The organism is Nocardia vinacea NBRC 16497 (genome assembly GCF_000308835.1).
GTDB lineage: Bacteria > Actinomycetota > Actinomycetes > Mycobacteriales > Mycobacteriaceae > Nocardia > Nocardia vinacea.
In genome coordinates this window covers 45,728-56,700 of sequence record NZ_BAGN01000420.1, presented here as the reverse complement: position 1 = coordinate 56,700, position 10,973 = coordinate 45,728, and the positions used below count along the sequence as shown (strand labels likewise).

Here is a 10,973-nt window from a genome sequence, read left to right as displayed (position 1 = left end):
CTACCCCGGCCGAGAGGCCGCGGCGACCAGCACCGCACGCAGTGTTTTCGCTTGGACGCCCGCCTCCTCACCGCGCAGCACTACCTCGGCGAACGCGGCGCCGAAGGCCCGACTCACGTCGAATCCGCCTGGGACCGCGGCATCCCCGGTCAACTCGGCACGCCAGTGCTGGTAACCGCGCACCACCTCGGCGAGTGTGCGGTGTCGTCCCGGCTCCCGACGTAGGTACTCCGCGAGCAGGACGCGCTGCGCCTGCCTGCGCCCGAGACCGCCACCGGCGCCATCGAGCGCCTGGCCGAATTCACGCAACGTGGCCGCGTATATACCCGGCTCGGCATCGGTTCCCGCGGTTCCGGTAACTTCCCTCGGCTCCTGCGCGGTCCGCTGGTCGAGCGTGATCGAATGGGCTGCGCCCCGGGAGTCGCGCGGTTCGGAACTCCACCGCACGAGTCCCGATTCGGCGCCGAGTTCTGCCACCGCGACGACATCCAGGACGATCATCGGGTATTCGGTAAGCACCCGGTCCACCGCGGCCACGAATTCCCGCACCGCCGACACCTGTAGGCCGGGTGTATCGAATCCGGCCACATGCACACCGTGGTACTCGGCCAACCTCCGCGCCAGCCACCCGACCAGGGGATCGGAAACCGGTCGCCCGTCGGAACCGCGCCGATCACGCCCGCGCTGCGGTTCATCGGCGGTCTTGTTCGATCGTGGCGGGGAACCGTACCGAGGGCTCGGGGGACTCGGCTGGGCACTCGCAGGCGAGCCGGGTGTCCGGGGCCGTTGCCCGGTCCACGGGGTGTCTCGCCGCCCGACATCGACCGCCGGCCGCGGTCCGGACGCCGTGCCCGACAACCGGACCGCATTCCGCGTGGCAGTCGGGGGCAACACAGGGGAGGACGGGGGGAACACGGGGGAGGACGAGGGCCGACCGGAATCGCCGGCACGGTTGCCGGATTTGCCACCGTCCTCTCGGCCTGCCCGATCCGACCCCTGGCCTGTTCGATCCGAAGAATCCGGGCGCCGCGGACCGTCCTGCGGCGCGGACCGCCCCGTGGAAGCGTCCGGCGATCCCGGGCCACCGGGCGCGGATCGTTCGGTGGGCTGCACCCGGTCGGTGGGATACGCCTGACCTCCCGCTGCCGACGCAGGGTCGTATGTCACCGGTGAGTGCGTGCCGGCGAGCGCAGGCGTGCCGTCGGGGCCGTCTGCCCGCTGCGGAGCCGGCTCCCCGATGTTCGGGTCCACATCCCCGGCTGTGGTGCCTACGTGGCTGGCAAAGTAGGCGTCCTGCGCCTCGAATTGGCGTACGGCGTCGATGATTCCGGCGGCCGTGCCGTGCAAGCTCTCCTCCGTTGCCCGCACATTGGCCAGCAACTGATCGGCGTGCGGTATGAAGTCCTTGGCGAACGCAAGGCCGATATCGTCGTCGCCCCAGCTGCCTTCGGACTGTGCCAGGCAATCCCGCAAGTCCACATAGGTCTGCCCCACCCGGTCACCGAGTTCGGCCAGCCGCGCTCCCCGATTTCGCAAACTGTCCGGATCCAATCGAACTTCACTGTTCACGTCCCACCCCGTCGGTCAGACTCGGCCGCTGCTACGTATCCGGAACCGTCGCTCGAAATCGGTGACGAACACCGACAGCGGCACCGAAGAGGTAGAGCGCTCCACGACGCCATCGTCAGCGACATAGAAAACCGCACGGTCCAACGCCATTTCACCGTCCGGCACCGGCGAACGCACCAACCAGCCCACGCTGATGCGATCGGCCCGCAACGTCGACAGCGAGTATCCGGTGGTGTCGTAACTCCGCTGACGGATGTGATCCCGGACCAGATCGAGCGCATCCGCTTGGCGGATCCCAGCGACATGATCGGCAACCAGATCCGCGAGCATCAATTGGAATAGTCCACCGTCGATGTCGACTCCGTCGCCGTCGCCGACCGCCTGCACCATCGCCTCGCGAGTCACCGCGCTCGCCTGCGCCGCCAACACCAATAGTTCGGCGGCTTGCGGGCTTTCACCCGACCGGTCACCCAGCAGGCTGCCGACAACTCCCGCAACCGTCGAGACCGTCCACACCGCGGGCAGCGCCGGCGCGCACTCCGGTATCGGAGCGGATTCGCCTCGGTACCATCGATCGCCATCCCACCAGTAACAGAACGACAGCAATCCGGTTACCGCACGCGGATCGAGCACCGGGTCCGCCACCCAATCCGGTGCTCCCGCAAACAATTTCGGCATCGCGCCACTCCCGTTGTACGCGGCGTCCAAGACCGGCGCATCCCACACGCCGCCCGACAGCACCGCCCGGCCGCCGGGTAGCAGAGTCAACGTCGAGCCGCCGCGTCCCGCACTTTCGAAGATGCCCACCGACGGTCCGATCCGCGGACCCCGCCTCGATCCGACCGCCACGAAGGCCGCAGCCAGCACCGCCCACCGAGCCCACAACACCGCCAGCTCCGGCAGTTCGCCATCCACGGCCACCGCCCGCACACCCGCACGCCGGTCTGCCCGCATCCCGTCCACGGCAGCCTGCGGTGGCCTCGACTGGCGTTCACCGCGCCCGATGTAAGCCGCCAACCACACGGGCAATCGACCGCGCGGATAGCGTTCCACGTCAGCCAGATAGGCATCCGGTGCGAACAACTGCTCACCGGGGAACGGTTCCTCCGCACCTTGATCGGCGACGACCTCGACACCGTCCGCGTCGATGCGCACCAGCAACCGCCACCACGGCCCACATTCCGAATCCGCGGACAGCCGCCGATGCCGACGCACCGTCTCCCACACCGCATCCGGCACCTGGTACCGAATCGACCGGCTGCCATCGTCGACCATCAGCAGCGCCGATTCGGCGACCACGGTCATCGCGAACCACGCCTCCAACCGATGCCACCCGGGCGGGGCATGCTCGCGCAGCCCATCCGCGATCCGATCGGCCAACGCCGCGAGATCCTCACCCACCGAACTGGTCATCGCGCACTCCGGCATGTTCGCAACCACGAATAGGCCAGGACCAGAGACATCCAGGGATCGCCCCACAACGGTTGACCCACATGATCTCCCTCCGGAACCTCCGCCCGCGCATGGTGCCAGTCCATGTCAACATGTGTGATTATTGAGCCACCTGTCATTCACATCAGTTGATGGACCTGATTGCATCACGCCCGGCGTTGTCTGTCAACGGTTGTCAAGCGATAATGGTTCGCAACCATTCCAGTTGACGGAAAGGCGATCGGTGGACGAAACAGCCTCGACACTGGCGTCGAAATTGACCCATCTGTTCGACGTCGTGCGCAGGCCTGACGGTCGCGAGTTCAGCAACGAGGAGGTCGCCACCGCGGTCGCCCGCGATCAGGGGGTGAAGATGTCGGGCTCGTATGTCTGGTACTTGCGTACCGGTCAACGAGACAATCCGACCTTTCGGCACTTGAGCGCGTTGGCTCGATTCTTCGGGGTTCCCCCTGCCTACTTCTTCGACGACGAGACCAGTCGCGAGGTCGACGCCGAGTTGGGTCTGCTGGCTGCCATGCGGGACGCGGGCGTGCGTGATGTGGCGCTGCGGGCGGCGGGCCTGTCCGCTGAGAGCCTGTCGGCGGTCACCGACGTGATCAACCGTTTCCGCCGATTGGAGCGACTGCCCGCAGGCCCGCCCGGCGACCAGTAGCGCGCGAAGAATTCAGCCGAGCAAGGACTGCCATGCGGACTACTGATTTGCGGAAGCGCTGCGAACGGCGAATCGACACGCTCTGGCTACCGGCTCGTTTCGGTATCGACGAAGTGTGCGAGCGTCTGGCGAGTCATGTGGGCAGCCGGATCGAACTGATCCCGATGGCCTTGCCGCCGGCGAGTCCACTCGGCTTGCTGCTCACCGACGAACGCGGGCATTCCGTCATCTACGAGGAGTCCGCCAGTCTGATTCACCGCCAGCAGATCATCTTCCACGAATTCGCGCATCTGCTCTTCGGTCATACAGGTCAGCCGATCGGCGATGACCGACGGCACTGCATGTTCGTGCATATCGCCCATGAGATCCAGGGACAGGTTCTGGCCCGTTCCTGCGGATCGACCGAGCAGGAGACCGAAGCGGAGATGACGGCGACGCTGCTCCTTCAGCGCGCGCACCGGTCGAGCCAGCCGGTCACCGTCGCCGCCGATCCGGCGATCGCCGACATAGTTCGTCGCTTGGACAACTCACTGTGACCCCCGACCCGATTCTGCTCATCTTGCTGACGGCATTCGCCTGTGGCGCGGTCCTGGCCATCAAGACTCGCGACATCATGCGCGATCCGGACAACGGAATGCACCGCGCGAGTGCGCTTTTCACCGGCGCGATCCTGGCGACCATGATGATCTGGCTCGAATCCGATGCCATCGACGGCCATACCCATATTCCGACACTAGGCATCTTGCTCAGCGACATCACCGCGATGCTCGCGGTGTGCGCGAGCCAAATATGGTTTGTGTACCTCACGACACGGACCGAGATCGCACGCAACAGAACGCCGCTGTGCTACGCCGGATTCGTTGTCGTCGTCGGCGCAGTCATCGCACTGTTCGCCACCTTCCCGCCGATGTCCGCGAATAATGCCCGGTATCGGTACCTGTTCATCTGTTACGTCGGCGTCAGTGCTGTCGCTGCGATCGTATTCGGGTTCCGCTACGCCGCGCTCACCGCCAAGCCGTGGCTACGCATCGGATTCCGTGTTATCGCAATAGGCGGCATTGCCGTGATGGCGCGGCTGGCCTTCCTCGGCTACGTGCTCGTCGCCGCCGATCTCGGACACCCACCCCGACCGATATATGTCGTCGTAGACGGGCTGCTCACCGTAACCGGACTGCTCATCGTCATCGTGGGCCTGGCACTGCCCTCGGGCGGTGAGGCTCTCGGGTCGCTGCTTCACGCTTACCGATGCCACCGAACCGAACGACAACTCAGCGGGCTGAGCTGGCACCTGACATCCGCCACCGGCGCGGCGAGTGCTGTTCCCCTCCCCGTCGGCCGCGAATGGAATCCTTTGCGGGACGCCGAATTCCGGCTCTATCGCCGGGTCATCGACATTCGGGACGCGCAGCTGGCGTTGCGCGGGTATGCCGATCCACAGGTGCGGCGACTGGCCGTCGAACGGTCCGATGCGCTCGGCTTGCCGGACCATGAGCGCGGCCCGGTGATCGAGGCGGCCGTCATCGCGGCCGCGATCCAGGCGAAGCAGGCAGGCCTACCGCCTCGCCACAACACGACGATGACCTTGTCTGTCGAACACAGCGGCGCTCACACACTGCTCGACGAAGCCAGATGGCTCGGGCGGGTCAGCCGCGCCCTGCGATCTTCCGAGATGATGACTGTCCAGGCCGTGCCTGGACAAGATCGCTGAGGCACACTTGCCACAACTTTGTGTCCGGAGGGGCAGGGGTTCGAGCCCTGGTCACACTGGCTCGCCGCCGTGTTACACGCGCAGCAGGAAGTAGGCAGCGGTTCCCGAGCCGATGACGGCGCCGCCGTAGCAGACCAGGATGATCAACGTACTGAACTGCTGGAGCCGCAAGCCGTGCTCCAGCGTGTACCGGAAGCGGTGTGCCCAATGGAACAGAGCCAGCGCACAGAGTCCGAAAAGGACCAGCCGGGTGACGGGATGACGCAACACCGAGAGCAGGTGTGCGTGATCCGGCGCGGGCAGCCAGTCCAACGGGAAGGCGAGGCCGAACAGGAACAGCAGCACCGGTATGAGCAGCGCTGCGGCCATTCCGCCGATGCCGAAGAGCAGCCACGCCAACGGTTCCAGGGACCTTCTGTTCGTCATCGCAGCACCACCAACAGCACGATCGCCGTCAGCAGACCCCACAGCAGGTAGTGCAGCCCAACGATCACAACCGGTGCAACAGGTCGGTTCCGTACCCGCACCACCATCGCCTTGGGTGTGAGGTCGAACCAGGTGACCGTGTGCAGCAGCACGAACAGCAAGGCGATCGTGTTCAGTGCAACCACCCACCCACTTGCGCTCCAGCTCAGAAACCGCTGGTACTCCTCGCTTCCGGAACTGACGGCATGGACCAGAAGCAGGAGAAATACCACGAACCAGGCGACGAACACGCTGCTGAGTTCGCGCAGGACGAAGATCAGGTACGAGCGGCGTCGCAGCCACCAGAACGCGGAGACCGGCTTTCGGTACAACCGGGGCGTCGTGGTCATCGTGCCCGCCAAGGCATGAGGAAATCTCGCAGCGATTGCGTGGCCGCGGTCAGCTTGTAGCGTTGGATCGCGCCGGCCGGGTCGACCCCCTTGGGACAGGCGGTGGTGCACTCGCCGACAAAGGTGCACGACCATACGCCCTCGGCGGAGGCGAGCACGTCCCGCCGATCCGCGGCTCCCTCATCGCGCGAGTCGAGGTTGTAGCGTTGGGCCAGCGCGATCGCGGCCGGACCGATGAACTCGGGCTCGAGTGCGAATACGGGACAGGCCGAGTAGCAGAGCATGCAGTTGATACACATGCTGTACTTCTTGTAGTCGTCCATTTCGGACGGTGTTTGCAAGTACTCGCCGTCATCGAGCGGCCGATCTTCCTTCGTGATCAGCCATGGTTTGACCGCGGTCAGCTTGTGCATGAAGTCGCTGATCTCTATGACGAGATCCCGGATCACCGGAAAGTTGCGCAATGGCTCGACCCGCACCGGCCCCGGCGCGTAGTCGGTCAGGAAAGTGGCGCAGCTCAGTTGTGGGTCACCGTTGACGGTCATACTGCAGCTACCGCAGATGCCCATCCGGCACGACCACCGGTACGACACCGTTCCATCGAGGTAGTCCTTGATGTAGTTGAGGCCGTCGAGCACCGTCCATTCCTTGCGCAGCGGAACTTCGTACAGCTGCAGTACCGGTTCGTCATCTCGATCTGGTCGATAGCGCGCGACTTGCAGGCTTATCTGCTCCACCATCGCCATCACCTCCCATATACGCGTTCGCCCGGAGGCCAGCGAGTAATCGTTACCGGGATGTACGAGACGCGGCCCGAACCGTCCGGCTGTCGATGGATCACCGAATGGGCCAGGAACCGCTGGTCGTTTCGGGCGGGGAAATCGGTCCGTTGGTGCGCACCCCGGGATTCCTTCCGTGCCAGCGCGCAGGCAACGATGCATTCGGCCACATCGAGCATGCAGGACAGTTCCAGCATCGCCACCAGTTCGGTGTTGAATGCCCGGCTGTGGTCGTCGAGGCGAGCGCGGCCGAATCGATCGCGAAGCTCGCGCACCTTGTCGGCCGCCTCGGCGAGGGAGTCGCCATTCCGGTAGATCCCGGCACTGGTCTCCAGCGTCTCCTGCATCTCGGTGCGGATGTGGGCGATGCGTTCGGATCCCTCGGCATGCCGGGTGAGGCCTCGTTCCAGCCGGTCCTGTTCGGCACGGCCGCGTGTCAGGACCGCCGACGTCTGGCGAGCCGTGGCCGAGCTCGCGTACTCGGCGGCGGCACGACCCGCTCGCGCCCCGAAGACCAGCAACTCGGGCAGGGAGTTCGACCCGAGCCGGTTGGCGCCGTTGATACTGACGCAGGCGACCTCTCCGACGGCGTACAGGCCCTCCAGAGGTGTCGCGCCGTGGATGTCGGTATGGATGCCGCCCATCATGTAGTGGACGACGGGTCGTACGGGGATCAGTTCCCGGACCGGGTCGATGTTCTGGTACTTCGAGCACAGCTCGCGCACGAACGGCAGTTTCGTGTCGATGAGCTCCGCACCGAGGTGGCGTAGGTCGAGGTGGACCACGTGTCCGTACGGGGTGCCGACGGTTCGGCCCTTGTCGAGTTCGTGTACGAAGGCCTGTGACAGCCGGTCGCGCGGCCCGAGTTCCATACTCCGCATCACCGGCGACGGTGATGGTGTGCCGAGGTCGTAATCCTGGAGGTAGCGGTAACCGTCCTTGTTGATCAGCCAGCCACCCTCCGCCCGCGCCGCCTCGGTGATCAAGATGCCCGTGAACGGAAGACCGGTCGGGTGGTACTGGACGAACTCCATGTCCTTGAGCGGTGCGCCTGCCCGGTAGGCCAACGCCATACCGTCACCGGTGTTGATATTGGCGTTGGTGGTGAATGGATACACCCGGCCACAGCCACCGGTGCACACGATGACAGCGCCGGCGAGAATGGTTTCGACGCGTCCGGTGGCCAGTTCGATGGCCACGATGCCGCCCACCCTGCCGTCGTCGACGAGCAATGCTGTGGCGAACCACTCGTCGTACCTGACGATGTCTTGATACGACAGCGCGGTCTGGAACAGGGTGTGCAGCAAGTGGAAACCGGTCTTGTCGGCTGCGAACCAAGTGCGGTTGTTCGTCATCCCGCCGAACGCCCGTACTGCGATGTGCCCGTCCGATCGACGGCTCCATGGACAGCCCCAATGCTCCAGCTGCAGCAGCTCCCGCGGTGCCTCCTCGACGAAGGCCTCGACAGCGTCTTGGTCACAGAGCCAATCGCTGCCGGAGACCGTGTCGTATGCATGCTCGTCCAAGCTGTCGCCGGGACCAGCGACAGCGGCGGCGCCACCCTCGGCGGAGACGGTGTGGCTGCGCATCGGATAGACCTTGGAAACGATCGCGATACTCAACCGCGGGTTGTGTTCGGCGATGGCGATGGCCGCACGCAGGCCCGCACCGCCCCCGCCGACGATCACGACATCGTGAGAAGCGGTCATGGGGGCACCACCGTCGTGGGTCAGGCCTCGAAGTCGGCACTGCGCTCGTCCATCAGGACCTTGCCGTCATGGCGGACCGTTTCGATCCGAACGCTGCCGTCGTGGTATTCATGCCGAATCTTGCAGCAGCCACATTCGTAATGCAGATCGTCGATAACCAGGCCCGCTTCGTCGTCTTCGCGGTGGCGAGCCCCGCCCCTCAGTTTCCCGCACGGGGCGCGTTCGGTGCTGAACTCCTCGGTGATGCAAAGCATCTCCATCTCCCGGCGAACCGGTGGCACACCCTACTGGCCAGCGTAGATACATAAGCGTACGCGCATTGCACCGAGGCCGCAGGAGGCGTTCTGGGTCTGGCGGACGTGGCCACCAGCGCCGACACCGGCGATAGGATTGAAGTCGCAGTCCACGACGACTCGTTGCCGGGGCGGTGAGATGTGGGGTAAGCGCGAGGACATGATCGTGCGGGGACGGCTGCCGTTCAACGCCGAGCCGCCGCCATCGGTGCTTGCGAGCAGCGAAATCACCGCGGTGGACGCGTTCTATGCGCGCAATCACGGTCCGTTCCCCGACATCCCCACCGAGCGGTGGCGGTTGGGCGTCGATGGGCGGGTGGACAATCCGCTCACCGTGACCTACGACCAGCTGACGACTGGTTTTGAGCAACACAGCGTGGTAGCGACGCTGGCGTGTGCCGGCAATCGGCGCGCTGAACTGCTGGCGGTGCGCCCGATCCCCGGCAAGGAGCCATGGGAGCACGGCGCGATCTCGACCGCCGAGTGGGCCGGGCCCAGGCTGGCCGATGTACTGCAGGCGGCCGGGGTGCACCACGATGACCGACTGCACGTCGCCTTCGCTGCGCCCGATGTGGCCGAAGAGGCCCGGCCGGTCCAGCCCTACGGCGGCTCCATCCCGCTGTCCAAGGCGCTCTGCGAGGAGGTGTTGTTGGCCTGGCAGATGAATTCTCAGCCACTTCCGCGCGCTCACGGTGGCCCGGTGCGTGTGGTGGTGCCCGGCTACATCGGGGCTCGCAGCGTCAAATGGGTCACCGCCGTCACCGTGCAATCCGTCCCGTCACAGAACTATTTTCAGGCCCTCGACTACCGCATTCTTCCGCCCGAGGCCGACCCGGAGGCGGTCGCACCGGGCGAGGGCATCTCGCTATCGTCGCTGGCGCTCAACTGCGACATCCTCGTGCCCACCGAGGGCGATCAGATTCCGCGTGGCTCCCGTTCCGTTCGTGGCTGGGCAATCGCCGGCGACGGCCACGGCATCGGACGGGTCGACGTCTCGGTCGACGATGGCCGCAGCTGGCGGCAGGCCGACCTGCACCCCGCGCCCAGCCGGTGGGCGTGGCGGCCGTGGTCGCTGACCGTCGATATGCCACCCGGGCCACTGAACATCACGGCGCGCGCCTGGGACGACGCCGGAGCCACGCAACCCGAATCCCCAGCATCCATATGGAATCCCCGCGGATACGGCAACAACGCTTGGGCCCGCATCAAACTGACGATTCTGTAAGGCAACTGTCGGGCAGCGCCGGGGGCTCGGCGGGCCTGCCTGGTTCCCAGATCGCCTGTAGGGCTGTGAACGACCCGTTCCGGCGGTCGTCGTCCTGCGCTGATGTTGCGCCCGAGTAACCAGTTCGATTCACCCCTTGCGCTGCCTTGCGTCATAGGCAACACTGATCTGCATCCAAAAGTGTATGCACTTTGAGGGGATCGTATGACTCAGCAGCAGACGGTGACACAGCGCCGACTGGCAGCGAATGACCCGCGGTATGCGGAGGTCGTGGACTTCTACTTCTATGAGGCGGAGCTGCTCGACGACCTGAACGAGCGACAGTGGCTGACCGACCTGGTCAGCCCGGACATCGTGTACCAGGTGCCGATCCGCGAGACCGTCGAACGAGCCCGTGGCTTCGGCTTCTCGGAGACCGCCTTTCACCTGAACGAGAATCTGGGGTCGCTCGAATCGCGGGTCGCGCGTGGGGAGACCAAGTACGCGTGGGCCGAGGATCCGCCCTCACGAGTGCGTCATTTCGTCACCAATATCCGGGTGCGGGAGCATGAGAGCGGCGATACGCAGCTGCTCACTGGACGCAGCAATATCCTCCTTTATCGGACCCGGCAGGATCAGACGACTCCCCAGATGCTCTCGGGTGAGCGCCGCGACATCCTGCGCCGCGAAGACGGCCGCCTCAAACTGCTGCATCGCGTGGTCTATCTGGACTTGACGGTGATCGGCACCCACAATCTGTCTCTTTTCTTCTGAGCGACCCTGTTCGCCGGG

The 10,973-nt window shown here is 65.4% G+C and carries 12 protein-coding genes; 5 read left to right on the top strand and 7 right to left on the bottom strand.

Going from position 1 to position 10,973, the window contains the following annotated elements; all coding sequences use genetic code 11:
• A complete protein-coding gene (locus tag ON44_RS42680) occupies nt 1-1,569 on the bottom strand; it encodes a hypothetical protein (RefSeq protein ID WP_040700805.1) in 1,569 nt (522 codons plus the stop codon).
• A 15-nt stretch (nt 1,570-1,584) separates the two neighbouring features.
• Nucleotides 1,585-2,982, bottom strand: coding sequence for a hypothetical protein (locus tag ON44_RS42675; RefSeq protein ID WP_245567549.1), 1,398 nt, complete (start codon nt 2,980-2,982; stop codon nt 1,585-1,587).
• Between the two features lie 262 nt (nt 2,983-3,244).
• Here ON44_RS42675 and ON44_RS42670 point away from each other — a divergent pair, with 262 nt between their 5' ends.
• The 3 genes from ON44_RS42670 to ON44_RS42660 are packed head-to-tail and all read left to right on the top strand — an operon-like array spanning nt 3,245 to nt 5,381.
• Nucleotides 3,245-3,673 (top strand): helix-turn-helix domain-containing protein, encoded by a 429-nt coding sequence (locus ON44_RS42670; protein WP_040700802.1) that lies wholly within the window; start codon nt 3,245-3,247, stop codon nt 3,671-3,673.
• 32 nt (nt 3,674-3,705) lie between these two features.
• Nucleotides 3,706-4,209 (top strand): hypothetical protein, encoded by a 504-nt coding sequence (locus ON44_RS42665; protein ID WP_157187611.1) that lies wholly within the window; start codon nt 3,706-3,708, stop codon nt 4,207-4,209.
• Nucleotides 4,206-5,381, top strand: a complete 1,176-nt coding sequence (locus ON44_RS42660) for an MAB_1171c family putative transporter (protein ID WP_040700798.1) — start codon at nt 4,206-4,208, stop codon at nt 5,379-5,381. The genes ON44_RS42665 and ON44_RS42660 overlap by 4 nt, the downstream gene beginning before the upstream one ends.
• 72 nt (nt 5,382-5,453) lie before the next feature.
• On the opposite strand, the gene frdD is transcribed toward ON44_RS42660, so the two are convergent.
• From frdD to ON44_RS42635, 5 genes are read right to left on the bottom strand one after another with little or no spacing between them, the layout of a single operon-like run.
• Nucleotides 5,454-5,807, bottom strand: coding sequence for a fumarate reductase subunit FrdD (gene frdD / locus ON44_RS42655; RefSeq protein WP_040700796.1), 354 nt, complete (start codon nt 5,805-5,807; stop codon nt 5,454-5,456).
• Entirely contained in the window at nt 5,804-6,196 is a 393-nt protein-coding gene (locus tag ON44_RS42650) for a fumarate reductase subunit C (RefSeq protein WP_040700794.1), read from the bottom strand. Before ON44_RS42650 ends, frdD begins: the two co-directional genes overlap by 4 nt.
• A complete protein-coding gene (locus ON44_RS42645) occupies nt 6,193-6,936 on the bottom strand; it encodes a succinate dehydrogenase/fumarate reductase iron-sulfur subunit (protein ID WP_040700837.1) in 744 nt (247 codons plus the stop codon). The genes ON44_RS42650 and ON44_RS42645 overlap by 4 nt, the downstream gene beginning before the upstream one ends.
• Before the next feature lie 5 nt (nt 6,937-6,941).
• Nucleotides 6,942-8,684, bottom strand: coding sequence for a fumarate reductase (quinol) flavoprotein subunit (gene frdA, locus ON44_RS42640; RefSeq protein ID WP_040700792.1), 1,743 nt, complete (start codon nt 8,682-8,684; stop codon nt 6,942-6,944).
• 20 nt (nt 8,685-8,704) lie between these two features.
• Nucleotides 8,705-8,938, bottom strand: coding sequence for a hypothetical protein (locus ON44_RS42635; RefSeq protein ID WP_040700836.1), 234 nt, complete (start codon nt 8,936-8,938; stop codon nt 8,705-8,707).
• Nucleotides 8,939-9,116: 178 nt separating this feature from the next.
• Here ON44_RS42635 and ON44_RS42630 point away from each other — a divergent pair, with 178 nt between their 5' ends.
• Entirely contained in the window at nt 9,117-10,202 is a 1,086-nt protein-coding gene (locus tag ON44_RS42630) for a sulfite oxidase (protein WP_040700791.1), read from the top strand.
• A 204-nt stretch (nt 10,203-10,406) separates the two neighbouring features.
• A complete protein-coding gene (locus tag ON44_RS42625; RefSeq protein ID WP_051183297.1) occupies nt 10,407-10,955 on the top strand; it encodes an aromatic-ring-hydroxylating dioxygenase subunit beta in 549 nt (182 codons plus the stop codon).
• Nucleotides 10,956-10,973: the final 18 nt, after the last annotated feature.

Coding starts and splice junctions, on each gene's coding strand:
- ON44_RS42675 (WP_245567549.1), bottom strand. CDS start 2,982: ATGACCAGTTCGGTGGGTGAGGATCTCGCGGCGTTGGCCGATCGGATC.
- ON44_RS42665 (WP_157187611.1), top strand. CDS start 3,706: ATGCGGACTACTGATTTGCGGAAGCGCTGCGAACGGCGAATCGACACG.
- frdD (WP_040700796.1), bottom strand. CDS start 5,807: ATGACGAACAGAAGGTCCCTGGAACCGTTGGCGTGGCTGCTCTTCGGC.
- ON44_RS42650 (WP_040700794.1), bottom strand. CDS start 6,196: ATGACCACGACGCCCCGGTTGTACCGAAAGCCGGTCTCCGCGTTCTGG.
- ON44_RS42645 (WP_040700837.1), bottom strand. CDS start 6,936: ATGGTGGAGCAGATAAGCCTGCAAGTCGCGCGCTATCGACCAGATCGA.
- frdA (WP_040700792.1), bottom strand. CDS start 8,684: ATGACCGCTTCTCACGATGTCGTGATCGTCGGCGGGGGCGGTGCGGGC.
- ON44_RS42635 (WP_040700836.1), bottom strand. CDS start 8,938: ATGCTTTGCATCACCGAGGAGTTCAGCACCGAACGCGCCCCGTGCGGG.
- ON44_RS42630 (WP_040700791.1), top strand. CDS start 9,117: ATGTGGGGTAAGCGCGAGGACATGATCGTGCGGGGACGGCTGCCGTTC.
- ON44_RS42625 (WP_051183297.1), top strand. CDS start 10,407: ATGACTCAGCAGCAGACGGTGACACAGCGCCGACTGGCAGCGAATGAC.